28 protein-coding genes are annotated in these 24,528 nt (G+C 74.9%); 14 read left to right on the top strand and 14 right to left on the bottom strand.

Translation table 11 applies throughout. From position 1 onward, the window contains the following. Nucleotides 1-12: 12 nt before the first annotated feature. The 4 genes from ligD (N555_RS0112830) to N555_RS0112815 all read right to left on the bottom strand — a co-directional run bounded on the left by ligD (N555_RS0112830) (nt 13) and on the right by N555_RS0112815 (nt 3,582). Nucleotides 13-933: a non-homologous end-joining DNA ligase gene (gene ligD / locus N555_RS0112830; protein WP_197028996.1), complete on the bottom strand. Its 921-nt coding sequence runs from the start codon at nt 931-933 to the stop codon at nt 13-15. Further along, on the bottom strand, nt 930-1,910 hold the full coding sequence (ligD, locus tag N555_RS0112825) for a non-homologous end-joining DNA ligase (protein ID WP_029431890.1): 981 nt from the start codon (nt 1,908-1,910) through the stop codon (nt 930-932). The genes ligD (N555_RS0112830) and ligD (N555_RS0112825) overlap by 4 nt, the downstream gene beginning before the upstream one ends. 1 nt (nt 1,911) lies before the next feature. Next, nucleotides 1,912-2,895: a non-homologous end joining protein Ku gene (locus N555_RS0112820; RefSeq protein ID WP_029431889.1), complete on the bottom strand. Its 984-nt coding sequence runs from the start codon at nt 2,893-2,895 to the stop codon at nt 1,912-1,914. Nucleotides 2,896-3,003: 108 nt separating this feature from the next. Next, a complete protein-coding gene (locus tag N555_RS0112815) occupies nt 3,004-3,582 on the bottom strand; it encodes a DUF1360 domain-containing protein (protein ID WP_034510352.1) in 579 nt (192 codons plus the stop codon). A 162-nt stretch (nt 3,583-3,744) separates the two neighbouring features. Here N555_RS0112815 and N555_RS0112810 point away from each other — a divergent pair, with 162 nt between their 5' ends. Together N555_RS0112810 and N555_RS0112805 are read left to right on the top strand one after the other, a co-directional pair. After that, a complete protein-coding gene (locus tag N555_RS0112810; RefSeq protein WP_029431887.1) occupies nt 3,745-4,158 on the top strand; it encodes a hypothetical protein in 414 nt (137 codons plus the stop codon). A 223-nt stretch (nt 4,159-4,381) separates the two neighbouring features. Then, complete coding sequence (locus tag N555_RS0112805) at nt 4,382-4,780, top strand: STAS domain-containing protein (protein WP_029431886.1); 399 nt, start codon at nt 4,382-4,384, stop codon at nt 4,778-4,780. Between the two features lie 83 nt (nt 4,781-4,863). On the opposite strand, the gene N555_RS0112800 is transcribed toward N555_RS0112805, so the two are convergent. Both N555_RS0112800 and N555_RS0112795 read right to left on the bottom strand, forming a co-directional pair. After that, nucleotides 4,864-5,871 carry a DNA topoisomerase IB gene (locus N555_RS0112800; protein ID WP_029431885.1) on the bottom strand — a complete coding sequence of 336 codons (1,008 nt, stop codon included), beginning with the start codon at nt 5,869-5,871 and terminating at the stop codon, nt 4,864-4,866. A gap of 59 nt (nt 5,872-5,930) precedes the next feature. Beyond that, nucleotides 5,931-7,772 (bottom strand): SpoIIE family protein phosphatase, encoded by a 1,842-nt coding sequence (locus N555_RS0112795; RefSeq protein ID WP_029431884.1) that lies wholly within the window; start codon nt 7,770-7,772, stop codon nt 5,931-5,933. Nucleotides 7,773-7,979: 207 nt separating this feature from the next. Here N555_RS0112795 and N555_RS0112790 point away from each other — a divergent pair, with 207 nt between their 5' ends. After that, the gene (locus tag N555_RS0112790; protein WP_029431883.1) at nt 7,980-8,474 is read left to right on the top strand and encodes an ATP-binding protein; all 495 of its coding nucleotides are present in this window, start codon (nt 7,980-7,982) and stop codon (nt 8,472-8,474) included. Further along, nucleotides 8,471-9,367, top strand: coding sequence for an RNA polymerase sigma factor SigF (locus N555_RS0112785; RefSeq protein ID WP_081866180.1), 897 nt, complete (start codon nt 8,471-8,473; stop codon nt 9,365-9,367). The genes N555_RS0112790 and N555_RS0112785 overlap by 4 nt, the downstream gene beginning before the upstream one ends. 51 nt (nt 9,368-9,418) lie before the next feature. Here the strand turns inward: N555_RS0112785 and N555_RS0112780 are convergent, their stop codons facing one another. Then, a complete protein-coding gene (locus N555_RS0112780) occupies nt 9,419-10,633 on the bottom strand; it encodes an SPFH domain-containing protein (RefSeq protein ID WP_051684030.1) in 1,215 nt (404 codons plus the stop codon). 35 nt (nt 10,634-10,668) lie between these two features. Then, nucleotides 10,669-11,112 (bottom strand): NfeD family protein, encoded by a 444-nt coding sequence (locus tag N555_RS0112775; protein ID WP_029431880.1) that lies wholly within the window; start codon nt 11,110-11,112, stop codon nt 10,669-10,671. A gap of 101 nt (nt 11,113-11,213) precedes the next feature. Here N555_RS0112775 and N555_RS0112770 point away from each other — a divergent pair, with 101 nt between their 5' ends. Both N555_RS0112770 and N555_RS29135 read left to right on the top strand, forming a co-directional pair. Beyond that, complete coding sequence (locus N555_RS0112770) at nt 11,214-11,945, top strand: hypothetical protein (RefSeq protein WP_029431879.1); 732 nt, start codon at nt 11,214-11,216, stop codon at nt 11,943-11,945. A gap of 72 nt (nt 11,946-12,017) precedes the next feature. Beyond that, on the top strand, nt 12,018-12,659 hold the full coding sequence (locus tag N555_RS29135) for a hemerythrin domain-containing protein (protein ID WP_029431878.1): 642 nt from the start codon (nt 12,018-12,020) through the stop codon (nt 12,657-12,659). Here N555_RS29135 and N555_RS0112760 read toward each other — a convergent pair. The 4 genes from N555_RS0112760 to N555_RS0112745 all read right to left on the bottom strand — a co-directional run bounded on the left by N555_RS0112760 (nt 12,617) and on the right by N555_RS0112745 (nt 16,099). Continuing rightward, entirely contained in the window at nt 12,617-13,753 is a 1,137-nt protein-coding gene (locus N555_RS0112760; RefSeq protein ID WP_197028995.1) for a ferrochelatase, read from the bottom strand. The genes N555_RS29135 and N555_RS0112760 overlap by 43 nt on opposite strands. A 140-nt stretch (nt 13,754-13,893) precedes the next feature. Continuing rightward, the gene (gene fabI, locus N555_RS0112755) at nt 13,894-14,703 is read right to left on the bottom strand and encodes an enoyl-ACP reductase FabI (protein ID WP_029431876.1); all 810 of its coding nucleotides are present in this window, start codon (nt 14,701-14,703) and stop codon (nt 13,894-13,896) included. After that, the gene (fabG, locus tag N555_RS0112750; protein ID WP_029431875.1) at nt 14,703-15,407 is read right to left on the bottom strand and encodes a 3-oxoacyl-ACP reductase FabG; all 705 of its coding nucleotides are present in this window, start codon (nt 15,405-15,407) and stop codon (nt 14,703-14,705) included. Before fabG ends, fabI begins: the two co-directional genes overlap by 1 nt. A gap of 62 nt (nt 15,408-15,469) precedes the next feature. Continuing rightward, nucleotides 15,470-16,099: a TetR/AcrR family transcriptional regulator gene (locus N555_RS0112745; RefSeq protein WP_231502726.1), complete on the bottom strand. Its 630-nt coding sequence runs from the start codon at nt 16,097-16,099 to the stop codon at nt 15,470-15,472. A gap of 60 nt (nt 16,100-16,159) precedes the next feature. Here N555_RS0112745 and N555_RS0112740 point away from each other — a divergent pair, with 60 nt between their 5' ends. The 3 genes from N555_RS0112740 to N555_RS0112730 all read left to right on the top strand — a co-directional run bounded on the left by N555_RS0112740 (nt 16,160) and on the right by N555_RS0112730 (nt 17,884). Beyond that, the gene (locus N555_RS0112740) at nt 16,160-16,567 is read left to right on the top strand and encodes a RidA family protein (RefSeq protein ID WP_029431873.1); all 408 of its coding nucleotides are present in this window, start codon (nt 16,160-16,162) and stop codon (nt 16,565-16,567) included. 64 nt (nt 16,568-16,631) lie between these two features. After that, a complete protein-coding gene (locus tag N555_RS0112735) occupies nt 16,632-17,561 on the top strand; it encodes a DUF5996 family protein (protein ID WP_197028994.1) in 930 nt (309 codons plus the stop codon). Beyond that, on the top strand, nt 17,558-17,884 hold the full coding sequence (locus N555_RS0112730) for a hypothetical protein (RefSeq protein ID WP_051684029.1): 327 nt from the start codon (nt 17,558-17,560) through the stop codon (nt 17,882-17,884). The genes N555_RS0112735 and N555_RS0112730 overlap by 4 nt, the downstream gene beginning before the upstream one ends. Here N555_RS0112730 and N555_RS0112725 read toward each other — a convergent pair. Then, nucleotides 17,860-18,198, bottom strand: a complete 339-nt coding sequence (locus tag N555_RS0112725) for a hypothetical protein (protein WP_029431870.1) — start codon at nt 18,196-18,198, stop codon at nt 17,860-17,862. The genes N555_RS0112730 and N555_RS0112725 overlap by 25 nt on opposite strands. Nucleotides 18,199-18,674: 476 nt before the next feature. Here N555_RS0112725 and N555_RS29130 point away from each other — a divergent pair, with 476 nt between their 5' ends. Further along, nucleotides 18,675-18,878 (top strand): helix-turn-helix domain-containing protein, encoded by a 204-nt coding sequence (locus N555_RS29130; RefSeq protein ID WP_029431869.1) that lies wholly within the window; start codon nt 18,675-18,677, stop codon nt 18,876-18,878. 27 nt (nt 18,879-18,905) lie between these two features. Here N555_RS29130 and N555_RS29125 read toward each other — a convergent pair whose 3' ends face one another. Then, complete coding sequence (locus N555_RS29125; RefSeq protein WP_304412916.1) at nt 18,906-19,991, bottom strand: transglycosylase family protein; 1,086 nt, start codon at nt 19,989-19,991, stop codon at nt 18,906-18,908. A 192-nt stretch (nt 19,992-20,183) separates the two neighbouring features. Here N555_RS29125 and msrA point away from each other — a divergent pair, with 192 nt between their 5' ends. The 4 genes from msrA to N555_RS0112695 all read left to right on the top strand — a co-directional run bounded on the left by msrA (nt 20,184) and on the right by N555_RS0112695 (nt 24,512). Beyond that, a complete protein-coding gene (msrA, locus tag N555_RS0112710; RefSeq protein ID WP_029431867.1) occupies nt 20,184-20,699 on the top strand; it encodes a peptide-methionine (S)-S-oxide reductase MsrA in 516 nt (171 codons plus the stop codon). A gap of 96 nt (nt 20,700-20,795) precedes the next feature. Further along, nucleotides 20,796-21,713, top strand: a complete 918-nt coding sequence (locus N555_RS0112705) for a nucleotide excision repair endonuclease (RefSeq protein ID WP_029431866.1) — start codon at nt 20,796-20,798, stop codon at nt 21,711-21,713. A gap of 176 nt (nt 21,714-21,889) precedes the next feature. Further along, nucleotides 21,890-22,636, top strand: coding sequence for a type 1 glutamine amidotransferase domain-containing protein (locus N555_RS0112700; protein WP_029431865.1), 747 nt, complete (start codon nt 21,890-21,892; stop codon nt 22,634-22,636). A gap of 139 nt (nt 22,637-22,775) precedes the next feature. Next, entirely contained in the window at nt 22,776-24,512 is a 1,737-nt protein-coding gene (locus N555_RS0112695) for a DUF429 domain-containing protein (protein ID WP_029431864.1), read from the top strand. Nucleotides 24,513-24,528: the final 16 nt, after the last annotated feature.

The following is a 24,528-nucleotide window of genomic DNA, read 5'->3' as shown; positions in this document are numbered from 1 at the left end:
CCCCGACCGGTCTCAGGCCGCGGGCAGGCGGGCGCGGGTGCGCTCGGCGATGTCGAACAGGTCGCCGTAGTCCTCCACCCGGTGGAGGACCTCCTCGGTGCGGAAGCGCAGCAGACCCGGGTCGGCGCCGTCGTTGACCGCGTCCACCTCGTCCCAGCCGATCGGGGTGGAGACGGTCGCGTCGGGGCGGGCGCGCAGCGAGTAGGGCGCCACCGTCGTCTTCGCCGGGTTGTTCTGGCTCCAGTCGATGAGCACCTTGCCCGGCCGCAGGACCTTCTCCATGCGCCACACGACCTGCTCGGGCGTCTGCGCGGACAGCTCCTGGGCCAGTGCCTTCGCGTACCGGCTGGGGTGCTCGCGGTCGGTGACCCGGATCGGGGCGTACACCTGCAGGCCCTTGCTGCCCGACGTCTTCACGACCGGGTCGAGCCCGTCGGCGACCAGCCGCTCCCGCAGCCGCTCCGCCAGCCGGCAGCACTCGCGGATGCCCGTGTCGGGGCCGGGGTCGAGGTCCAGCACCAGCAGGTCCGGCAGCGTGGGCTGCAGCTTGCTGCCGATCTGCCACTGCGGCACGTGCAGCTCCAGCGCCGCGAGGTTGGCCGCCCAGGCCAGGTCGGCCACGGTCTCCAGCACGACCATGTCGAGGGTCTCCCGGCCCTTCGAGCTGCCCGGGCTGGGCACCGTCACCCGGCGTACCCAGTCTGGGGCGTGGCGGGCGCTGTTCTTCTCGAAGAACGCCTGCCCCTCGACGCCGTCGGGCCAGCGGGTGAAGGTGACCGGCCGGCCGGACAGGTGCGGCAGCAGCACGGGCGCGATCCGGACGTAGTAGTCGATCACCTGCGCCTTGGTGAACGACACCTCCGGGAACAGCACCTTCTCGAGGTTGGAGACCTCGAGCTGCCGCCCGTCGACCCGCACCCGCTGACGGCTCACGCCTGCCACTCCTCGGTCACGTCCTCGGGCTCGATGTCGTCGCGCAGCCCCCGCCACGAGGGGTGGCGCATCCGCCCGTCCGCCGTCCACCCGGCGAACGCGACCTCGCCGACCAGCGCCGGCTCGACCCACCGGGCGTCGCGGGTGATCTCCCGCGGCAGCGCGTCGGCGAACGGCGACGCGGGCCGCGCGGCCAGCAGGGGGTCCAGGTCCTTCAGCGCGGCGTCGGTGAAGCCGGTGCCGACGTGGCCGGCGTAGACCAGCCGGCCGTCGTCGTCGTGCACCCCGACCAGCAGCGAGCCGACGCCGCCGGCCCGGCGGCCCTGGCCGGGTCGCCAACCGCCGACGACGACGCTCTGCATCCGCAGGTGCTTGACCTTGCGCCACTCCGGCGCCCGCACCCCGGGCCGGTAGACGCTGTCCAGCCGCTTGGCGACCACGCCCTCCAGGCCGTTCTCCCGGCTGGCGGCGTGCACGTCGGCCCCGCCGCCGCGGAACCAGGGGGTGGCGACCCAGCGCTCGCCCGACGGCTGGAGCTCGTCCAGGCGGGCTCGCCGCTGCACGTAGGGCAGCCCGGTGAGGTCCGTGCCGTCGAGGGCCAGCAGGTCGAACACCAGATAGGTGACCGGCGCCGCGGCGGCCATCCGGCGCACCTCGGGGCCGGTGCGGTGCATGCGCCCCTGGAGCGCGCCGAAGTCGGGGCGGCCGAGGGCGTCCAGCGCGACGACCTCGCCGTCGAGGACCGCCTCCCGGCCGGCGAGGGCGGCGGGCACCCGCGCCAGCTCGGGGTAGCGGACCGTGATGTCGGTGCGGCTGCGGGCCCACAGGCCGAGGTCGCCGTCGTGCACCCGGGAGACCGCCCGGACGCCGTCCCACTTGAACTCGTAGCCCCAGCGGCCGTCCTCGGCCGGCGGGGGCAGCTCGCCGGGCGTGGCCAGCATCGGCGCCGGCACCGGCGGCGGTTCGGGGCGGACCACCTCAGGCGCTGCGGCGGGTCCGCTTGGCCGGGGCCTTCTCGGTCGCGGTCGTCTTCTTCGCGGCGGTGGTCTTCTTCGCCGGGGTCTTCGCCGCGGCGGTCTTCTTCGCGGCCGTCGTCCGCTTCGCCGGCGCCTCGTCCGCCGCCTTGCGCGGGGCCGTCGCCTTCTTCGCCGGCGCGCGTTCCGCAGGCGCGGCCTCGTCGTCGGCCGACCCGCCACGGGCCTTCTCGACGCTGCGGCGCAGGGCGCTCATCAGGTCGACGACGGCGGCGCCCGGGTCGGCGGTCTCGGGCACCGGCTGCACCTCGCCGCCGGTCTGTTTGGCCTCCAGCAGCGCGGTCATGGCCTCGCGGTAGTCGTCGGTGAACTCGGTGGGGTCGAAGGTGCCGGACATCGAGGAGATGAGCGCCTCGGCCATCTGCAGCTCCTGCGGCCGGACGGTGACGTCCTCGTCGAGGAAGCCGAAGTCGGGTCGGCGGATCTCGTCGGGCCAGCGCATGGTGTGCATGACCAGGATGTCGTCGCGCACGCGCAGCACGGCCAGGGACTCGCGCTGGCGCAGCGCGATCTTGGTGATGGCGACCTGGCCGGCGTTCTGCAGGGCGTCGCGCAGCAGCACGTACGGGCGGACGGCGGGGCCGTCGGGCTCGAGGTAGTAGGTCTTCTCGAACTGGATGGGGTCGATCTCGTCCTGGTCGACGAACTGCAGGACGTCGATCTCCCGGCGGGTCGTCAGCGGCAGGTCGTCGAAGTCCTCGTCGGTCAGGATGACCAGCTGGCCGTCGGGCAGCTCGTAGCCCTTGGCGATCTCGGAGTACTCGACCTCCTCGCCGTCGATCGAGCAGGTCCGCTTGTACTTGATCCGGCCACCGTCGCTGGCGTGCACCTGGTGGAAGCGGACGTCCTTGTCCTCGGTCGCGGAGTAGAGCTTCACGCCGATGCTGACCAGCCCGAAGGAGACCGCACCCCGCCAGATCGACCGCACGCCGTGCCTCCTCCCGCCCCCCGGTACCCGAACCCGCAGCGTAGGCCGGGTGCGGGCCCTCCGGCAGGTCGACGCGGGCGCCTCTCCCCCGGACGGACTACCGACGCCTCAGTCGACGCCCTGCGGCTCGTCCCTGGGCGCCGGCTCGAGGCCGCCGTTCTGGATGGCGTCGTAGGCGAACTGGAGGACGTCGGAGGAGGCGACCAGCGTCATGGTGAGCGCCGCCAGCCGGGTGGCCTTCGGCGCGGTCGCGTAGCCGAACACCAGCCCGGTCGCCACCCACTGCGCCAGGCAGAACGGGCAGGTCAGCAGCTCCCCCACCGCGTGCTTGACGCCGCCGTGCTCGCGGACCTCCTCGGCCACCTCCGCGTGCCCGGAGGGGCCCTGGAAGGAGGTGAACGGCGCGCGCAGCGGTGCGGTGACCGGGTCCTTGGCGATCCGCCGGGCCAGCCGGAACGTGGCGACCGCGAGCAGCGCGGCGTCGCCGGGCGGGATCCGGTCCGGCAGCTCCCGGCCCGACGCCTTGACGGCGGCGACGCCGGCCGACACCAACCCGAGGTAGACGCCCATCGCGCCCAGGTCGCCGGCCAGCGGCCGGGGCTCGTCCTGGGAGTACTCCCTCCCCTGGGCGCGCGCCCATCGCCGGAGGGGGGCAGCCGCCCGCTGCAGGTCGTTCCCGATCGCCATGGCGCTGCGCTACCCGCACGGCGGCCGGTCGACCCATGCGCGCGGTCCCGGCACGCACCGCCGCATGGTCTGCAGACCTCCGGGTAGGCGCAGGGAGACCGCAGCCGGGCGACCGGCCGCCCACGAACGGCGCGCACCCCGCGCAGGAGGAGGCAGCACCCCATGACCACCCCCGAGGGCCAGACCGCCCGCGACGTCCACCCCGAGGACGAGGGCATCCCCGAGGTCAGCCAGGACGACTCCCCCACCCAGACCTGGAACGAGGACCCGGAGTTCGCTCCCCTGCCCGGTGAGCGGCCCGGGGCCTCCGTCGACTTCGGGACCACGGCGTTCGAGCAGTCCGAGGGCGAGTCCCTCTCCGGCCGGCTGGACCGCGAGGAGCCCGACGTCCAGCCCGGCGTCCGCGCGGCCGAGGACCCGCAGCGGGCCACGATGCAGCTGGAGCAGGACACCTCCACCTCGCCGTTCTCCGACTCGGGGACCAACGCCACGGCCGACGACGTCGAGGCCACCGCCGACGCGGCGGTGGGTGGTGAGGGCCCCGAGGAGGCGGCCATGCACGTCACGGACGGCTGACCGCGGCCGTCCTGCGGAGAGGCGGGGTTGGCGGCGGTCGACACGGGTGTCTACGTTGTAAGCGCGGTTGAGCAGGCAGCCGCGCCCCGCACCGGGGTCTCCCCCGGTACGGCCATCGTCCGACCGGGCCAGTGCCCGGGGGTGTCGGCAACGGCACCCCGCACAGCGGTAGATTGACCGCGCGGTGGTGCCGCCGGGCACTGCCGTTGAGAGGAGCTCGTCCGTGACCACACCCGACCTGCCCGCCGAGGGTCAGTCCGACGTGCCGAACGAGGGCACCGAGGCCCCCTTCGACGACGTGATCACGCTCTCCACCGCCACGGGCGAGGACGGCGTCGTCACGGTGACGGTCGTCGGCGAAGTGGACACGTTCACCGCGCCGGTGCTCCGGTCCTCGCTGGACACCCAGCTGGAGCAGCAGCCCCGTGAACTCGTGATCGACCTGTCCGGCGTCCAGTTCCTGGGCTCCGCCGGGCTCGCCGTGCTCGTGGAGACGCAGAAGTCGGCCCGCAGCCGCGACGTCGAGCTCCGGCTCGTCGCCACCACCCGCGCGGTCACCCGGCCGCTCGAGGTGACCGGTCTCATCGACCTGTTCACCATCGTGGACGGCAGCGCGCGCTGACGGCGCCTCCCGCCTGACCGACCGACGAGGGCCCCCACCGGAGATCCGGTGGGGGCCCTCGTCGGTGTCCGCGCCGGCAGCGCTCAGCTGTGCAGCAGCTGGCAGACGGCCTGCTCCAGGACCCGCTGCGCGTCCCGGTCGTTCTCGGCCTCAGCGGCCTCCCGCAGCGCCGGCGCGACGGTCTCGCCGTGCTCGTAGCGGTCGACCACCCGCGGGTCGACATAACTGGCCTTGCACACGGCGGGGGTGTTGCCCAGCTGCTCGGACACCGCCTTGTAGGCCGTGGTGATCACCTTCTTGCGCCCCGTCCTCGACGTCGGGGGCGGGGCCTCGGCCAGCTGGGCGGCCATGAGCACGGTCGCCGTCCAGGTCCGGAAGTCCTTCGCGGTGATCTCCGCGCCGCTGATCTCCTTGAGGTAGGCGTTGATCTCGCTGCTCGTGACGTCGCGCCAGGTGCCGTCGTCCAGCTGGTAGGCCAGCAGCTCCTCGTTCGGGTCGTCGGACCGAGCCAGGAGCTGGCGCACCACCGTGGCTGTCGGGCGGTCGGTGATCTCGACCTCCCGGTCGATGCCGCCCTTGGCGGTGTAGGAGAAGAAGGTCCGCTCGCCGCGGACGGAGACGTGCTCGCGGCGCAGCGTGGCCAGCCCGTAGGTGCCGTTGTCCTCGGCGTACTGCTCACTGCCGATGCGGAAGGCGCCGAGGTCCAGCAGGCGGATGGCGCAGGCGAGCACGCGCTCGCGGTTCAGGCCGCGGGTGTGCAGCGCGTCGACGACGGAGTCCCGGACGTCGGGCAGCTGGTGCGCGATCTCCAGCACCCGCTCGTGCTTCTCGGCGTCCCGCCGGGCCCGCCACTGGTCGTGGTAGCGGTACTGCCGGCGACCGGCCACGTCCACCCCGGTCGCCTGGATGTGCCCGTTGGGCCAGGGACAGATCCAGACGTCCTTCCACGCCGGCGGGATGGCCAGCGCCCGGACCCGGTCCAGCCGCTCGTCCTTGATCGGGACGCCGTTCTCGTCGGAGTAGGCGAACCCCCGCCCGGCGCGCCGGCGCCGCCAGCCCTTGCCGTGCACGTCGCTGCGCCGCAATCTCACTCCCGGTGGATGCGCACCGGCGTCGTCCGCCAAACCGTTGTGCGGCACCTACCACCCGGTCAGCGGATGTCGACCAGCCCGCCCAGCCCGCTGATCTCCAGGACGTGCCGGGTGACACCCCCGGCGGGGGCGTGCACCACCAGCTGCCAGCCCTCGTCGCGGGCGATCCGGGCCATGGCGAGCACGACCCGCACGGCGGCGCTGCTGAAGAGGGTCACCCCGCGCACGTCGAGCTCCACCCGGCCGGTGCCCCCGTGGCTGGCCTCCAGCAGCCGGATCCGGAGCTGCTCGGCGCTGACCATGTCGAGCGCCCCCTCGACCCGGACGACGGGGCGCTCGTCGCTGCGGTCGACGACGACGGTGGCCGCACTCGTCCCGGGCAGGTGCTCGACGTCGACGTCGGGGGTCCGGCGCAGCCGCAGGCGGAGGGTCACGGTCGTCCCGCCCTCTCCCTGGAGGACGACGCCGTCCACCAGCTGCCGCATGATCAGCAGTCCGCGGCCCCGGCTGCCGGGGTCGCGGTCCGGCGCCCGCCAGGTGCCCTGGTCGCGGACGGTCACGGTGAGCACGCCGTCGAGGTCGACCGCGGCCGAGATGTGCATGGGCCCGGGCTCGGTGTCGCGATAGGCGTGTTCCGCGGCGTTGGCCGCGGCCTCCCCCACCGCCACCATGACCCCGACCCGGTCCTGCTCCCCCATGCCGAGGGAGTCCAGCCAGGCCCCCAGGTGCCGCCGGACGGCGGGCAGCGAGGACGGGACCGCCGGCAGGTCGAGCCGCAGCGGGGTGGGGGTGTCGGCCAGCCGGTGGGCCACGAGGACGGCGACGTCGTCCGGCCGGCCCTGGGGCGACGGCAGCATCCCGGCCACCGCGGACGCGAGCTCCGCCGAGCCGATCCCGTCCTGCGGGTCGCTCGAGGCGATCACCGAGCGGGCGACCTCGGCCAGGCGCCCCAGGCCGTGGGTGGGCGGCGGCCCGGAGGCGGTCACCGCGCCGTCGGAGAACAGGACCAGCGTGGCGCCCTTCTCCAGCACGGCGTGCGAGACCTCCGTGCGGGTCCCGGGCACGCTGCCCAGGGGCGGTCGCGGCGTCAACGGCAAGAAGGTGGTGCTGCCGTCCGCCGCGACCACCAGCGGCGGCGGGTGACCGGCGGCGGCGTAGGCGAGCCGGCCCGTGGCGGCCTCGAGGACGCCGTAGAAGACCGAGGCGCCCTCGACGTCGTCCATCTGCGCCGCGAACTCGTCGAGGGCGGTGACCACCGCACCCGGCCACGGGTCCCGCATCGCGACCGAGCGCATCGCGCCGCGCAGCCGGCTCATGGCGGCGGCGGCCGGCACGCCGGAGCCCACGGCGTCGCCGATGACGAGCGCCAGCCGTCCCGATCCCAGCGGCACGGCGTCGTACCAGTCGCCGCCCGCGGCGTTGTCCGACGTCGCCCGGTCGTAGCTGCCCGAGAGCCGGATGTCGGGCAGCAGCGGGAGGGACGGCGGCAACAGCGCGGACTGGGCCTGCTCCACGGGACCGCCGTCGCCACGGGCGTCGGCCGGGGAGCCGGCCTCCAGCACGAGCAGCACGCCTGGCTCCCCCGACACCGACAGGGGCTGCATCACCAGGGTCGCCGGGGAGCCGGCCTCGCCGAGGACGCCGGTGACGGTCTCGGTCCGGCCGGTGCGCAGGGCCCGGCCGGCGAGCTCGATCACCGGGCGGCCGGCCACCTGGGGCAGGTCCGACCGGTCGGTGCCGAGCTCCCGGGCCCGCGCGTTGGCCCACACGGGCTGCAACCCGGCGCCGGACAGGCAGTAGATGGCCGCGGGGGCGTGCTCGAGGGCCGACAGGAGCGCAGCCGTCCCCGGGACGTCAGCGGGCACGTCGTCCGGCGTCCGGGCGCCCTGGCTGGTGTCCATCTCCGGCCAGTGGACACCAGCCCCGGAGGACCGGCAACCGCGCCGGAGCGGGGTTTGCCGGCGTCGGCGCAGGGGTATCAGTTCCCGTCGGCGCCGCGGCCCGACAGCCCCGTGGCCCGCGCCCGGGGTACTGCTTCGGGCAGGATGGAGCCCGGGAACCGGCGCCGCCGAGGTGCCGGTCCGCACGACGTTCAGGAGAGACGACGCATGGTGGATCGCAGGGGTGGCCTCGCGCAGGACGGGCGGCGCGCCGAACGGCTGGAACTGCGGGTGCCCACCACGCCGACCCAGCTGCCGGCGGTTCGGGCGATGGCCGGCGACCTGGCCATCCGGATGGACTACGACCTGGACTCGGTCGAGGACCTGCGGCTGGCCGTGGACGAGGTCTGCGCGACCCTCGCCGTGATCGGTCTGCCCGAGCACCCGCTGACCGTCGTCTTCGAGACCACGCGCAGCGGCCTGCACATCGACGCGTGGGTGCCCACCGCCGCAGGCACCGACGTGCCCCGCGACGGCTTCGGCTGGGCGGTCCTGCAGGCCCTGGTCGACGGCGTCGACGCCCGCCCCGCCACGCAGGCGGAGGTCCCGGCCGGCGACGGCTCGTCCGCCGCGGTCGCGCTCATCTCCGTCGACAAGTACCTGCCTGGCTACGCCCCGAGCACCGTGGGTGGCTCCGACCTCGACGTCTCGGTCGCGCGGTGACCTCGGGCCCCGCCACGGACCACCCGCCCGCCGACACCGATCCCGAGCTCGCGGCGGTCGCGCCGGACGACGCCGTCCCGGTCCCCCCGGTGCCCCGCGCCGAGGTCGAGGACGTCACCCCGCCGGTGTCGGACAACCGGCGCCGCGCCGAGCGGACCGCTCCGCTGTTCGCCGAGCTGGCCTCGCTGGCGAAGGACGACCCGCGCCGCGAGCGGCTGCGCGAGATCCTCGTCGAGGAGCACCTGCCGCTGGTGCGGCACTTCGCCCGCCGGTTCAGCAACCGCGGCGAGCCCTTCGACGACCTCCTCCAGGTCGGCACGCTGGGCCTCATCGCGGCCATCGACCGGTTCGACCCGACCCGCGGGGTGGAGTTCCTCTCCTTCGCCGTCCCGACGATCACCGGGGAGATCAAGCGGCACTTCCGCGACCAGGGCTGGTCGGTGCGGGTGCCGCGCCGGCTCCAGGAGCTGCACCTGTCGCTGAACTCCGCCGTGGGCGAGCTCGCCCAGAAGAACGGCCGGGCGCCGACGCCCAGCGAGCTCGCCGAGCACCTGGGCATCCCCCGCGAGGAGGTGCTGGAGGGCCTCGCCGTCGCGAACGCCTACCGCAGCAGTTCCCTGGACGAGCGGCTGTCCGGCGAGGACGACTCCCCCACCCTCGCCGCCACCCTCGGCGAGGAGGACGCCGCGCTGGAGGGCGTGGAGTACCGGGAGTCGCTGCAGCCGCTGCTGGCCACGATCCCCGCCCGCGAGCGGCGGATCCTGATCCTGCGGTTCTTCGGCAACATGACGCAGTCGCAGATCGCCGCTGACATCGGCATCTCGCAGATGCACGTGTCCCGGCTGCTCAGCCAGACGCTGGCCAAGCTCCGCGAGGGCCTGCTCAAGGACTGACCGGCCCCGGTGGCCCGGAACTCCTCGAGTTCCGGGCCACCGGTGTGTCCGCTACTGCTGCGGCGGGGGCGGCGTCACGTGCGGCCCCTGCGGCAGGTGCGGGACCTCTGCCTCTGCCTCGTGCGCCATCGCGGCAGTCGGGGGCAGCGTCGGCGACGGGACGGCCGGCATCGTGTCGGCGATGCTGGTCAGCTCGATCCGGGCCTCCGGCTGGGCCGCGGCCGGCGGGAGCTGGGACTCGAACCAGTCGCTGGTGTCCATCGCGCGGGCCGGTGCCGCAGCGCCGTCCGGCGCGCCGTTCCCGGAGCCCACGTCCATCCAGGAACCGCCCTCGCCGGCGCCGCCCAGGTTGGCCAGCCCCTCCAGGGCCTTGCTGAACTCGCTGGGCACGATCCACATCTTGTTGGCGTCGCCCTGGGCGATCTTCGGCAGCGTCTGCAGGTACTGGTAGGCCAGCAGCCCCTGGTCGGGCTTGCCGTCGTGGATGGCCTGGAAGACCGTCTCGATCGACTTCGCCTGGCCCTGCGCCTGCAGGTAGAGCGCCGCCCGCTCGCCCTCGGCCCGCAGGATCCGGCTCTGCCGCTCGGCCTCCGCCTCGAGGATGGCCGACTGCTTCTTGCCCTCGGCCGACAGGATGGCGGCCGCCTTCTCGCCCTCGGCCGTGGTGATCGCCGACTGCCGGGCACCCTCGGCAGTCAGGATGATGGCGCGCTTGTCGCGGTCGGCGCGCATCTGCTTCTCCATGGAGTCCTGGATGGACGCCGGCGGGTCGATCGCCTTGATCTCCACGCGGGCCACCCGCAGCCCCCACGGGCCGGTGGTGCCGTCGAGGACGTCGCGCAGCTGGCTGTTGATGCCGTCGCGGCCGGTGAGCGCCCCCTCGAGGTTCAGCCCGCCGACGACGTTGCGCAGCGTCGTCGTCGTCAGCTGCTCCATGCCGGTGATGTAGTTCGCGATCCCGTAGACGGCCAGCCGGGGGTCGGTCACCTGGAAGTAGAGGACCGTGTCGATGCCCACCTGGAGGTTGTCGGCCGTGATGACCGGCTGCGGCGGGAACGAGATGACCTGCTCGCGCAGGTCGATGGTGGCGCGCACGCGGTCGACGAAGGGCACGAGGATCGACAGGCCGGGCGAGAGCGTGCGGCTGTAGCGGCCGAGCCGCTCGACCACCTTCGCCTGCGCCTGCGGGACGATCGTCACGCTCTTGGCCAGCACGAAGACCAGCAGCAGTGCGATCACGAGGAGCGCGATCAGGGCGGGGGTCACAGGGAGGCTCCCTCGGTCGTGGTGGAACGGGACATCTACTCGAGCTCCAGCGCGTCACCGACGACGGCCGTGGCCCCGTCGACCTGCAGGATCCGGACGGTCGCGCCCACCGGGAAGGTGTCGCTGCCGTACTGGCTGCGCGCGGTCCACTCGTCGGCACCGAGCTGGATCCGGCCGCCGTGCCCGTCGATCGCGCGGGTCACCCGGGCCGTGCGCCCGATCAGCGTGGCGACGCCGTCCAGCTGCTCGGGCGTGCGGTCGACCAGGTGCCGCTTGGCCAGGGGGCGGACCAGCGCGAGCAGCACGGCGCTCACGACGATGAAGCCGATCAGCTGGAGGAACACCGGCCCGCCGAGCAGGGCGACGGACATCCCGCCCAGCGCGCCGCCGGCGAGCATCAGCAGGAACAGGTCGCCGCCGGCGACCTCGCCGGCCACGAACAGGCCCGACGCGATCAACCACAGCACCCAGGGGTCCACGGCCCCACTCTGGCATCCACTGCCCTGAGCAGGAACGGGGCGGCCGATCACGTTGCGGAACTGGTGCCGGGCCGCCGGTGCGCGCGTCGTAACCTCGCTCCGTGCGTGACCTCCCCGCCGGCCGGTTCGCCGCCTGGGCCACCGCCTGGCTGACGGGGCGCTGCTCGTTCGACGAGGCGCTGGACGCCCTGACCGGCGAGACCGCGCACTCGGTGTCGGGGCTGCCGGGCGCCGACGGCGCGGTGCCCCTCGGCACGGCCCTGGCCGCCCTCCGGGGCCGCGGTGAGCGCCGGTTCTCCCTGGTCCTGCCGGTCCCCGGCGACGTGCGGGGCCTCCCCCGCGCCGCGGAGCTCACGGCGCCGGCCCTGGCGGCCGGCCAGGTCGCGCTCGGGAACACCCTCGCGCTGGTGCCCGAGCGGCTGGGCACCGAGACGGTCTCCTGGACGGCCCATCCGCTGGCCACCCCGGCTCCGCCGCCGGTCGAGGGCACGCTGCGGGCCGCCTCCGGGGAGCTCGACCTGGCCGTCGGCGACGCCGCCCGCACCCTCGCCGGGCTCGACCTGGCCCGCTGGCACCCGGAGGTACCCGCGCTGCTGGCGGGGCTGGCCCAGGCGCCCACCGCTCCCTGCATGCCCGCCGACACCGATCCCCTGGCGCTGTCGGTGCTGTCCCGCGCGCAGCGGCTGGCGAGGGTGCTGGACCTCGCGATGACCGACGCCCCCGGTGCCGCGGTCACCACCACCCAGGCCGCGGCCCGCGACGAGGCCCTGCGGCCGCTGTCCGACGCCGTCCGGAAGGCGTTGGTAGCGGCGTACAACAGCATCCCGAGGTAGCGCGCGACCGTCCCGAGATGGCGCGCACGGGAGCGGGACGGCGTCCGGTACCGGGGGCTACGGTCCCCCGCCATGACCGCTCCGATCACGATGAACTCGGTGATCCACGGCGCCGTTCGCCGGGACCTGGACCGCCTCGCCGCCGCCCTCGCCGAGCTGCCCGTGGGCGACACCGCCCGCGCCGCCGACCTGGCCCGCGCGTACTCCTACCTGTGCCGCGAGCTGCACCACCACCACGAGGGCGAGGAGGCGTACGTCCTCCCGTGGATGGCCGCGCAGGGCCTGGCGCTGGACCTGCTGCCGGTCATGGAGTCCGAGCACGCCGCGATGTCCGCCGCCGTCGACGAGACCGACGCGGCCCTCCAGGAGCTGGCGGCCGACGCGAGCGCCCCCCGGATCGCCGCGGCCCGGGAATCCGTGGCGCGGACCCGTGCGGTGGTCGACACCCACCTGGACCACGAGGAGCGCGACGTCGTCCCGGCGATCGTGCCGCACATGGAGAGCCCCGGCTGGAAGGGCGTGGAGAAGAAGCTGCGCGCCCGCCCGGCGGCGGACAACGGCCGGTTCTTCGCCTGGATCACCGACGGCATGGCCGACGAGCACCGGACCTACATCCGCTCGACGGTCCCGGCGCCGGTGGTGTTCGTCTTCGGCCGGGTGCTGGGCCGGGGCTACCGCCGCGAGGTCGCCCCGGTCTGGGGCCGGGCCACGTAGCAGCAGGCGGCCGGGCAGTTCGTGCCCAGCCGCGGCGGAGCACCCGCGCGGCGCTCCTCGAGCAGCTCCCGCACGGTGGCGACGAACGCCGGGTGCGTGCCGGCGGTGCCGGCGCGCACGAACGTCAGCCCGAGCTCCGCGGCGGTCTCCCGTGCTTCGTTGTCGAGGTCCCAGACCACCTCCAGGTGGTCGCTGACGAACCCGACCGGGAGGACGACGACCGCAGTCTCCCCCGCCGCGGCCAGCGTGCGCAGGTGGTCGTTGACGTCCGGCTCCAGCCACGGCACCGACGGCGGGCCGCTGCGGCTCTGCCAGACCAGGTCGACCGGCCGGCCCGGGTCGACGGCGTCCACGACCGCGCGGGCGGCGGCGTGCAGCTCGTCCTGGTACGCACCGCCGTCCGGGCCGGCGACCGCGGCCATCGCACCGGGGATCGAGTGGGCGGTGGCCACCAGGCGGGCGGTGCTCCGCACGTCGTCGGGGAGCTCGGCCAGCGCGGCCGCGAGCGCCTCCGCGTTGGCCTGCACGAAGCCGGGGGCGTCGAAGTAGTGCGGCAGCTTCTCCGCCGTCGGCGCACCGGCTCCCAGCACGGCGCGGGCCCGGGCGACGTCCTCGTGGTACTGCCGGCACCCCGACGCCGACGCGTAGGCCGAGGTGGCGAAGACGTAGACGTGCTCGATGCCGTCGTCGGCCATCTGCCGCCAGGCGTCCTCGACGTAGGGGGCCCAGTTCCGGTTGCCCCAGTAGACCGGCAGGTCGACGCCGTGCGCCTGCAGGTCGGCCTCGACCGCGGCGATCAGCGCCTCGTTCTGCTCGTTGATCGGGCTGACCCCACCGAAGTGCCGGTAGTGCTCGGCGACCGCCTCGAGCCGCTCCCGCGGGACCCCCCGGCCGCGGGTGACGTTCTCCAGGAACGGGATCACGTCGGCGTACCCGCGGGGGCCGCCGAAGGAGAGCACCAGCAGGGCCTCCCGTCGGCCGGCGGGTGCGGGCGCCGCGGCCGGGTCAGCGCCGCCGTTGTTGCGGACCGCCAGCGACGGGTCGTCGTTGGGGGCCTGGCCGGGGTGGAGGTCGACGTCGGTCGCGAGGGGCACGACGGTCATTCTCCGCCGTGGCCCCGGCGGATGCGGAGGCACCGGCTTCTGCGGTGTTCCTCGTGCTCCCGCGGTGTTGCAGCGCCGCAAGAGCACGAGGAACACCGCAAGAGGGAGACCTCTACGCGCCGCCCGTGAGGTCAGACCCCGACGGCGTGGAACCCACCGTCGACGTGCACGATCTCGCCGGTCGTGGCGGGGAACCAGTCCGACAGCAGCGCGACGACGGCCCGGCCGGCCGGCTCGGTGTCGGTGACCGACCACCCCAGGGGAGCCCGGCCCTCCCACGCCTCCTCGAACTGGTTGCTGCCCGGGATGGACTTCATCGCCATGCTGCGCAGCGGGCCGGCGGCGACGAGGTTGACCCGGACGCCCTCGGGGCCGAGCTCGCGGGCCAGGTAGCGGGAGGTGGACTCCAGCGCCGCCTTCGCCGCCCCCATCCACCCGTAGACCGGCCAGGCCACCGAGGCGTCGAAGGTCAGCCCGACGACCGACGCCTTCTCGCCGAACAGCGGCCGGCAGGCCTGGGTGAGCGACGCCAGCGACCAGGTCGACACCTGGAACGCGGTGGCCGCGTGCTCCCAGGCCACCTCGGTGAACCCGTCGCCCATGGCCTCCTGCGGGGCGAAGCCGATCGAGTGCACGACGCCGTCGAGGACGGCGTCGGCGCCCAGGTGCTCGCGCAGCCGGTCGGCGAGGGTGCTCAGGTGCTCGGCGTCGGTCACGTCGAGCTCGATGACCGGCACCTCCTGCGGCAGCCGCTTGGCGATCCGCCGGGACAGCGACAGCGCCCGCCCGAAGTTGGAGAGGACGACGGTGGCGCCCTGCTCCTGCGCGATCCGCGCCGTGGCGAAGGCGATCGACGCCTCGGTGAGGACGCCGGTGACCAGGATGGTCCGCCCGGCCAGGAGGCCCGTTCCCGCCGTCGTGCTCGAGACCTTGTCCGCCATCAGTGCCCCATCCCCAGTCCGCCGTCGACCGGGACGACCGCCCCGGTGATGTACCCCGCGTCCGCGCCGGCGAGGAACGTCACGACCCCCGCCACCTCCTCGGCCGAGGCGTACCGGCCGAGCGGCACCTGGCCGAGGATCTCCTGCTGCCGCTTCTCGGGCAGCGACGCGGTCATGTCGGTCTCCACGAACCCCGGCGCCACGACGTTGGCGGTGATGCCGCGGCCGCCCAGCTCCCGCGCGATCGAGCGGGCGAGGCCGACGAGACCGGACTTGCTGGCCGCGTAGTTGACCTGCCCGGCCGAGCCCAGCAGGCCGACGACGGAGGAGACGAAGACCATCCGCCCGGCGCGGGCCCGGACCATCTTGGGCGTGGCCCGCTTGGCCACCCGGTAGGCGGCGGTGAGGTTCGCGTCGAGGACGTCGGTGAAGTCGTCCTCCTTCATCCGCATCAGCAGCCCGTCGCGGGTGATCCCGGCGTTGCTGACCAGCACCTCGACCGGCCCCTGGTGCTCCTCGACCTCGGTGAACGCGCGGTCGACGGCCGCGCCGTCGGTGACGTCGCAGGTCACGCCGAACAAGCCGTCGGGGGCCCCGCTGCCGCGGTGGGTCACCGCCACGGCGTCGCCCTGCTCGGCGAAGGCCCGGGCGATCGCCAGGCCGATCCCGCGGTTCCCGCCGGTCACCAGCACCGACCTGCCCACTCGCCACTCCCCTGCGCCGACGGTCCCCGTGTCGACTCCCGAACCTAGTGCCCGGGCCCGGGTCACACCCGCGGGCGGCCGGTCGACGGCTCCCAGGCCCGGGTGACCGAGGTCCGGCAGGCGGCGGGCTCGTCCCCGGCGGCGGTCAGCAGCGCGACCGCCGTCTCGACCGAGTGCCCGGGGACGACGTCGGCGGGCAGGACCCCCTGGACGACGAGCGCGAGCAACCCGTGGCCGGCCAGCCAGAGCCGGGTGGCCACCCCGGCCGCGTCGGTGCCGGCCGCGAGCCGACCCTCGTCGCGGGCGCGGGCCACGGCGTCGACGAGCACGGCGAGCCCGCTGTCGGCACCCGCCGGGTCCTCGAGCTCGGCGACCGCGTCGAACATCGCGCGGTACAGCGCCGGGGACTCGATCGCGTTGGCGGCGTAGGCGACCCCCAGGGCGGCGACGTCGTGCACCGGGTCGGCCGTCCGCGGGACCGTCGCCAGCCGCGCGGACAGCCGGGTGAAGCCCTCCTGGCGCACCGCTCGCCAGACCCCCGGCATCCCGCCGAAGTGGGTGTACACGGCCATCGTCGAGGCGCCCGTGCCCTCGACCAGCGAGCGCAGCGTGACCGGCTCGCGGTCGGCCAGCATCCGGGCCGCGCGCTCGACCAGTCGGCGGCGGACCTCGGCATCGGGTCTGCGGGGCACGTCTTGACGTTACATGGCATTGCTATGCAATGCTACGAGCCCCACCCCGAGGAGGCACCGATGTCCGTCGAACTGCTGAACCCGTCCGGTCTGCCCGTGTCCGACGTCTACGCCCAGGTCGCGGTCGCCCGCGGCAGCCGCACCCTGTACCTCGCCGGCCAGGTGGCCCGGACGGCGGACGGGGAGCCCGTCGGCACCGGCGACCTGGCGGCCCAGACCGAGCAGGCGTTCCTCAACGTCGCGACGGCCCTGGCGGGCGCCGGGGCGACGTTCGCCGACGTCGCCAAGCTGACCGTCTACGTCGTCGACTGGGACCCGTCGAAGTTCGCCGCGTTCGGCGAGGGCGCCGGCCGGGCGGCTGCCCGCCTGGGTGTCGACCCGGTCAAGCCGGTGACCCTGGTCGGGGTGAGCGCCCTCGGCGAGCCGGACCTGCTCGTGGAGATCGACGCGATCGCCGTCTGCGACTGACCCGGCGGCACACTGGGGCGTGCGGCCGCCGCCCCGGTGTGGCCCGGACCGAGAGGCCCCGCCCGTGGAGTTGTTCCCCGCCATGCCCTACGCCGCCTGGTCGGACACGCTCGCCACCGTGCACCGGATCGCCCAGATGGCCGGCCGCGTGCGCCTGCTGTCCGGCCCCCGGCGCAATCACTGGTGGCACGTGCCGTTCCACGTCACCGGCCGCGGGATCACCACCCGGCCGATGGGGCTGGACCCGACGTTCACCATCGACCTCGACCTCGTCGACCACCGCCTCGACGTGAGCACCGCCGAGGGGCGGCGGGTCTCGAGCAGCCTGCTCGGCCGCTCCGTCGCCGCCGTGCACGCCGACCTGACGACGGCGCTGCGGGACCTGGGGATCGCGGTCGACCTGTCGGACGCCCGCCCGTTCGACCTGCCCGACGCCGAGCGGCCGTTCGCCGAGGACAGCGAGCACGCGACCTACGACCCCGCGGCCGTGACGCGCTACTGGCAGGTGCTCAGCCAGGTCGGCCTCGTGCTCGAGGAGTTCGCCGGCCGGTTCTCCGGCAAGACCAGCCCGGTCCACCACTTCTGGCACACGTTCGACATCGCGCTCACCCGGTTCTCCGACCGCGTCGTCGAGCACCCGGCCGGCGCCGACGCGGTCACCCGGGAGGCCTACAGCCGCGAGGTGGTCAGCTCGGGCTTCTGGTTCGGGGACCCCACGTTCCCCGATCCGGCCTTCTACTCCTACACGGCTCCCGAGCCGGCCGGCCTGGCGGAGGCACCGCTCCCCGAGGGCGCGTCCTGGCTCGAGCGGGGCGCCAGCCACCTCGCCGTCCTCCCGTACGACGTCGCGCGGGCGGCCCCGGACCCCCGGACGGCGGTGCTCGACTTCTACGAGGCGGCGTACGTCGCCGGCGCGACCCGGGCGGGCTGGGACGTCGCCGGTCTCGCGTGCGCCGACGGTCGCACCGACCCCCTGCGGCGGCCGGGCCGGTGACCGTCTCCGACCTGCGCACCGCGCGCGGCGTGATCCGGCTGCTCAACAGCAGCAGCGGCGGCGTCCTGTGCCTGGCCGGCGAGGTGGACGCCGCGGCGGTCACCGACTTCGTCCGGCGCTACGGGCGCGAGCCGGCCCGGGTCGCGGTGGTCGACGCCGGGTCGGTGACGGCACTGTCGCCGTCGGGACGGGAGATCGTGCTCGACCACCTGGAGGTGGCCCGGCGCACCGGCCGGCCGGCGACGCTGCGGTCCTCCCCCGCGGCGGCCCGGTCCCTGGCGGCCGCCGGCGAGGCCGGTCAGACCCTGCTGGACGCGACGTAGAGCTGCTTGCGGACCCAGCCGGCGAGGCAGTGCAGCACGGCGTGCGCCTCGGCGGAGGCGTAGCCCTGCTCGGTCCGGATCGCGTCCAGCAGTTCGCTGCTGTCGGCGGTGCCGGTCCGGGAGAACCGGTCGAGCACCAGGCCCGAGGGGGTGGGGCTGCGGAACATCGTGGCGATGCCGAGGGCGACGCGATCGGAGACCGCGAGGGTCACCGGCGCCCGCTGCACGGCACTGCGTGCGGCCAGGACCTCCGCGGTCTCGGCGAGGACGGTGAGGTCGCTGGCCGGGGCCTTGGCCCAGCACTGGAGGTTCATGATCGCTTCCCCCGTCGATGGTGCTCGTGCCCCGTGGTCCAGGGGCACTCCCGCAGCATCGGCCGGGAGCGGCGTGCGCTCCAGCCCTGGCCCGGCGCCGCGCCCCCAACGGGTGAGACCGCTCCGTCCCGCCCCGGTCGTCCCACCACTCGCACGGTTCCCGCACGGCGCACGGTCAACATCTGACGAACGGGACGGGTCCGTCTCGTCCTCCTCAGCCCTCCCGCTGCCGACACTCCGCCCCTACCGTCTGTATCAACACAGGCGCACAGCGTCGTCAGCCTCCGAGAGGAACCACCGTGTCCCTGCCCCAGCGCTCCCCCGCTCCGCTCCTCCCCCGTCAGGCCGCTCCCGGCCAGCGCGTCGCCCGCCCGGCCGGGGCCGTCCCCGCCGGCGCCCGCCCGCAGCCCGGTTTCGCTCCGCAGGGTCAGCGCCCGGCCGGCATGCGCCCGATGGCGCACCCCGGCATGCGCCCGATGGCCGACCGTCCCGCGCCGCGCCCGGCGGTCGCCTTCCTGACCGTCGCGGAGGTCGCGGCGATCATGCGGGTGTCGAAGATGACGGTGTACCGCCTCGTGCACGGCGGCGAGATGGCGGCCGTGCGGGTCGGCCGGTCCTTCCGCGTCCCGGAGCCGGCCGTGCGCGAGTACCTGGCCGACGCCCGCACCGACGTCGCCTGACCTTCTAGGGCGCGCGGGCCGGACGGGTCAGAGGAGCCGGCCGCAGGTGGGCCAGGCCCCCGGGCCCTGCGCGGCCAGCACCTCCTCCGCCACCGCGATCTGCTGCGCCTTGCCGGCCAGGTCCGCCCGCGCGGCGTAGGCCCGGCCGCCGAAGGCGTCCCAGGTGCGCTGGCTGAACTGCAGCCCGCCGTAGTAGCCGTTGCCGGTGTTGATGCTCCAGTTGCCTCCGGACTCGCACCGGGCGACGGCGTCCCAGTCGTGGCCGGAGTCCGGGGCCTGCGGCGGAGCCGGCGGAGGGCTCGGCGTCGGGCTCGGTGCCGGTGCAGGTGCCGGTGCCGGTGCTGATGGTCTCGGGGCCGGCGCGGACGGCGTCGGGACCGGCGGAGGCGGCGCGGGCTCCGGGGTCGCAGCCGCCTCGGCCGCCAGCTGCACCAGGGTCTCCCGCGCCGCGTCGAGGCGGGCCTGCAGCTCCACCTGGCGGGCCTGCAGCTCGGCGACCCGCGTGGCCGCGTCGGCCCGCACCGTGTCGGCGGTGACCAGCGCCGACTGCGCCGTCTGCCTCAACTCCTCCGCGCCGCCGACCGCTGCCTCCGCCGCGCCGCGTGCGTCGTCCGCGCGCCGGCGGGACTCCGTCGTCCCGGCCAGCACGGCGGACCGGTACTCGCCGACGGTCTCGAGGAACGCGGCGCGCTCCATGAGGTCCCTCGGGCTGCCCGAGGTGAGCAGCGCCTCCAGCGTCGGCGACGAGCCGCCGGAGATGTAGGCACGCCGGGCGAAGGCAGCGACGGACCCCTGGGCGGCGGTCAGCTCGTCCTGCGCCGTCCGCGCCGCCGCATCGGCTGTTGCCGCGTCAGCCTGCGCCTGCTCGTAGGCCTGCTGCGCCACCTGCGCGCGGGCGAGCGCCACGTCGGCGTCGGCGTCGGCCCGGGCCAGCGCGGCCTGCGCGGCCCCGAGCTCGGTCAGGGAGCTGCCGACCTCGGCGGCGGCCTCCGTCGCCTGGTCCGCGCCGTCGCCGGGCGCCGCCGCTGCCGGGCCGGCGGTGGCGATCAGCCCGAGGGCTGCGGTCGCGACGACGACGCCGCGGCACCCACCCAGCCGGCTCCCTGCCCGCACGCAACCCCCTCGCCGTCCTCCACGACCGGCTCCCCGGCACGGTCTCCCAGGATCGCTGCCGCCGGTCCGACAGCGGACAGGCGCGCCGAGGAGGGATGGGGGGCGGGTGCCGCTGCCCGGCAGACGCGCAGGTGGAAACACCGGCGGGGGTCGCGGTGTTCACCGGGTGTGCTGGACAAGAAGGAGGCACACGTGACCACTGAGACCGCGATCCTCGCCGGCGGCTGCTTCTGGGGCGCCCAGGACCTGCTGCGCAAGCGCCCCGGGGTCCTCACCAGCCGGGTGGGCTACTCCGGCGGCGACGTCCCCGACGCCACGTACCGCAACCACGGTGACCACGCCGAGGCGGTCGAGATCGTCTTCGACCCCGAGGTGATCTCGTTCCGGGAGCTGCTGGAGTTCTTCTTCCAGATCCACGACCCGTCGACGAAGGACCGGCAGGGCAACGACGTGGGCCGCAGCTACCGCTCGGCGATCTTCTACACCAGCGAGGAGCAGCGGCTCGTCGCGCTCGACACGATCGCCGACGTCGACGCCTCGGGCATCTGGCCGGGGAAGGTCGTCACCGAGGTGGAGCCGGCCGGCCCGTTCTGGCAGGCCGAGGAGGAGCACCAGGACTACCTCCAGAAGATCCCCTTCGGCTACACCTGCCACTACGTGCGCCCGGACTGGGTGCTCCCGCGCCGCGAGGCGCAGACGGCCCGATGACCTGAGGCCCCACCGGTCCGTCGTGACCGGTGGGGCACCGGGGACCCGTGGGGCGTGGCGCCACCACCGGCGCTCCTGTCGTGCGCACGATGGGGCATGCCCGCCCGACCGGACGCCGTCGCCGCCCTGCCGGCCGCACCGGGCGTGTACCGCTTCCGGGACGAGAGCGGCCGCGTGCTCTACGTCGGGCGCGCCGGGGAGCTGCGCCGCCGGGTCGGCTCGTACTGGGGCGATCTGCGCGACCGCCGCCACCTGCGCCGGATGGTGCTCCGGGTGGCCCGGATCGAGGCACTCGTCTGCGACTCCGTCCACGAGGCGGCCTGGACCGAGCGCAACCTGCTCGAGCGGTCGCTGCCGCCGTACAACCGGATCGTGGGTGGCCTCGAGAAGCCGGTCAGCATCCGCCTGGACCCCTCACCGGAGGCGCCGCGGCTCGGTCTCGCCCCGGCGCACCGGCCGGCACCGGGCGTCCGCTGCTTCGGGCCCTACCTGGGGGCCCGGAAGGTGCGCCTGGCCGTGTCCGGGCTGGAACGGCTGTACCCGGTCGGCCACGCCGGCCCGGCCCGCAGCGCAGGCGCGCGGGAGCTCGCGCGACTGCGCGGTGGGCAGGACAGGCCCGTGGCGCAGCTGGTGAGCGCCGTGGAGTCCGTGCTGGACCGCGACCCGACGGCGGTCGCCGACGCGCTCGCGGCGCTGGTCGCCCGGCGCGACGCCGCAGCCGGGGCGCAGGCCTACGAGTCCGCGGCCCGGCTGCAGGAGGAGATCGAGGCGGTCGAGTGGGTGGTCGCGCCACAGCGGGTCACCACGCACGGCGAGGAGGGCGACCGGACGCTCACCTGCTGGGCGGACGACGTCCTCCTCCGGCTCCGCATCCGCGACGGCCGGCTCCGGGCCTGGGAGCAGGAGGCCTGCTCGCGCGCGCAGCCGGGGACCCGGGCGCCGACCGGATGGGTGCCCTTCCTGCGCCGCAACGCGGAACTGGCCGCCCGGCTCGCAGCGCTGCCCGTGGGCTGAGCCGCCCCGCCGGCCGCGTGAGTTCGCCGGGGGACGTGTCCGGCTGTCGCGTCCGGGTACCGGCTCCCCCGCTGAGCAGCAAGCCACGTACGACGAGCTCGCCGGTGCCCTGATCGAGGCCTCCGCCGCCCGGGGACGTCCGTCCCCTCCGCGCCGTCGAGCGAGGGAGGGACGACATGGCCACCAGACGCCGGCTCAAGGGCCGCAGGATCGCCGCCCTGGCCGCCGATGGCTTCGAGAAGGTCGAACTGGTCGTACCGCTGCGAGCCCTGCGGGCGGCCGGCGCGCGGGTCGACGTCGTGTCGCTGCGGCGCGGACGCATCCGCGGGGTGAACCTGCACATGCCCGCCACGCGGGTCCGCGTCGACACCACCGTCGAGAAGGCCGATCCCGGCGACTACGACGGACTGCTGCTGCCCGGCGGGTTCATCAACCCCGACCTGCTGCGGCAGTCCGCCCCGGCACGGGAGTTCGTCCGCGCGTTCGCCGAGGCGGACAAGCCCATCGCCAGCCTCTGCCACGGGCCGTGGGTCCTCGCCTCGGCGGGGCTCCTGGAGGGACGGACCCTCACCTCCTGGCCGGGGATCCGCGACGACCTGGTGAACGCCGGCGCCACCTGGCTCGACCAGGAACTCGTCCGGGACGGCAACCTCACCACGAGCCGAGGGCCCCAGGACATGGCGGCCTTCCTCCCCGGGATCCTCGACGCGTTCGCCGGGAGCTCACCGGCGCCGGCGGCGACGGCACTGCGTCGGGTGTCCGATCGGCAGCCCGACGCGCCCGTCGGCTGGGCCCTCGGCGCCCTGCGGTGGTTCCCGAAGCCGTCGGCCGTCGCCGTGGCGGGCATCGGCCTGGCCGCCGCCGCGCAGCGCGTCCGGCGCAGCCGGCCACGGCCGGCCGGGCCCCGTCCGGCCCGCGGGTGACCGGAGGGCATCGGAGGTCTGCCGATCTCCGCCGCAGACGGAGTTGCGGACGACGAACCGGGCCGCCGTCCGGCATGAACGGCGGAGACACCTCACCGCGGGACGACGGACGAGGTGCGGGGCAGGGCAAGCTGACCCCGTGCAGCACATCGGGATCGACCTGGCCTGGGGGCTCAAGCAACCCACCGGCCTCGCCGTGCTGGACGACGACGGCCGACTGGTGCACGTCAGCGCGGTGCGCACCGACGAGCAGATCGAGACCGCGCTGGCCCCGTTCACCGCCGGCCCGTGCATCGTGGCCATCGACGCCCCGCTGGTGGTCGCCAACGCCACCGGGAACCGGGCCGCCGAGCGGGCGCTCAACGCCGACTTCGCGAGGTTCCAGGCCGGGGCGCACCCGACGAACACCGGCAAACCCGAGTTCGCCGACGGGAACACCCGCGGCGGGCGGATCGGCCGGCGCCTGGGGCTGGACCTCGACCCCCGCTCGGGCCGCGACCGCCGGGCGATCGAGGTCTACCCGCACGCGGCGACGGTGGCGCTGTTCCGGCTGGGCCGCACGCTGAAGTACAAGAACAAGCCGGGCCGGGTGCTCGAGCAGATGCGCGCGGAGCTGCTCCTGCTCATCGACCTGCTGGGCGCGGTGGACGAGCTCGAGCTCGGCGCACCGTTCGCGGCGCTGCGCGAGCAGGTGCAGGCCGCCACCCGCAAGAGCGAGCTGCGGGTGGTGGAGGACCAGGTCGATGCCGTGGTGTGTGCCTACGTGGGATGGATCGCCGTCCGGCGCCCGGACGAGGTGACCACCTACGGCGACGCGGCCGGCGGCGCCATCGTGACCCCGACCCTGCCGCCGGACCTGGAGCCCGGCCCCCGGGTCGACGCTCCCCCGCCCGACCAGGTGCAGCAGGCCATCCAGGCGTACGCCGACGGCCGGCCCGAGGCCCTGGTCGCCGGGGCGCAGGCGCTCGCGCTCGTCACCGGCGTGCTCGACGACGCCGGGATCAACTACCTGTCGGTGACCGGGCGGACCAAGACCATCGCCTCGTTCGCGGAGAAGGCGGCTCGCGCAGTCGACGGCGTGCCCGTCTACGACGACCCGGCGCGGGAGATCACCGACCAGATCGGCGTGCGGGTGATCACCTACGTGCAGAGCGACGTGGAGGCGGTCGCCGAGCTGCTGGCCGCACAGGTGCGGGTGATCGACGACCGCGACATGGGGCGGCGGACCGCGCAGCAGGGCCGGTTCGGTTACTCCAGCCGGCACCTGCTGATCGGCGTGGACCCGGGCCGGGCGGCCGAGCTGCCGGAGTTGGTCGGGCGCGTGGTGCAGGTACAGGTGCGGACGGTGCTGCAGCATGCGTGGGCCGAGTTCGAGCACGACATCCGCTACAAGGGCACGGTGCCGGACGAACACGCTTCCGAGTTCGACCGCCGGTTCACCCTGGCCGCCGGGTTGCTGGAGCTGGCCGATCAGCAGTTCACCGCGATCCGCGAGCGCCTCCGGGCACCGGTTCCCGGCGACGAGGCCGACGACACCGACCCCGACGACCCTCGGATCGCGCCCCGGGAACTGGCAGCGTTCCTGGCCGGGCAGTACGCCGACGCCGGCTGGTCGCGCCCGGATCACTACACCTGGATCTCCGGCCTGCTGCTCGAACTGGGCGTGACCAGCCTGGTGGAGCTGGGCGAGGTGCTGCGCGGCGTCGACGACAGCGGCATCACCGCCCGGATGGACTACCGCTACCCCCCGGGTGCCGTGCGCCGGCTGGACGACGCGCTGCTGGCCAGCTTCGGGCAGCGGTACGTGGACCTGCACGGCAACGCCGACCGGCGGACCGCGCTGACCACCCGGCTGCAGCGGCTCGCCGGCGGCTGACCCGCAGCCCGGAAGT

This window comes from Blastococcus sp. URHD0036, assembly GCF_000701365.1.
Classification (GTDB): Bacteria; Actinomycetota; Actinomycetes; order Mycobacteriales; family Geodermatophilaceae; genus Trujillonella.
This window is presented reverse-complemented; position numbering and strand designations above follow the sequence as displayed.

What these genes read in the sequence shown, in the direction of transcription:
- N555_RS0112795 (WP_029431884.1), bottom strand. Translation starts at nt 7,772, where the DNA reads ATGGACACCAGCCAGGGCGCCCGGACGCCGGACGACGTGCCCGCTGAC.
- N555_RS0112810 (WP_029431887.1), top strand. Translation starts at nt 3,745, where the DNA reads ATGACCACCCCCGAGGGCCAGACCGCCCGCGACGTCCACCCCGAGGAC.
- fabI (WP_029431876.1), bottom strand. Translation starts at nt 14,703, where the DNA reads ATGGCGGACAAGGTCTCGAGCACGACGGCGGGAACGGGCCTCCTGGCC.
- N555_RS0112725 (WP_029431870.1), bottom strand. Translation starts at nt 18,198, where the DNA reads ATGAACCTCCAGTGCTGGGCCAAGGCCCCGGCCAGCGACCTCACCGTC.
- N555_RS0112700 (WP_029431865.1), top strand. Translation starts at nt 21,890, where the DNA reads ATGGCCACCAGACGCCGGCTCAAGGGCCGCAGGATCGCCGCCCTGGCC.
- N555_RS29135 (WP_029431878.1), top strand. Translation starts at nt 12,018, where the DNA reads ATGACCGCTCCGATCACGATGAACTCGGTGATCCACGGCGCCGTTCGC.
- N555_RS29130 (WP_029431869.1), top strand. Translation starts at nt 18,675, where the DNA reads ATGGCCGACCGTCCCGCGCCGCGCCCGGCGGTCGCCTTCCTGACCGTC.
- N555_RS0112790 (WP_029431883.1), top strand. Translation starts at nt 7,980, where the DNA reads ATGGTGGATCGCAGGGGTGGCCTCGCGCAGGACGGGCGGCGCGCCGAA.
- N555_RS0112705 (WP_029431866.1), top strand. Translation starts at nt 20,796, where the DNA reads ATGCCCGCCCGACCGGACGCCGTCGCCGCCCTGCCGGCCGCACCGGGC.
- N555_RS0112740 (WP_029431873.1), top strand. Translation starts at nt 16,160, where the DNA reads ATGTCCGTCGAACTGCTGAACCCGTCCGGTCTGCCCGTGTCCGACGTC.
- N555_RS0112815 (WP_034510352.1), bottom strand. Translation starts at nt 3,582, where the DNA reads ATGGCGATCGGGAACGACCTGCAGCGGGCGGCTGCCCCCCTCCGGCGA.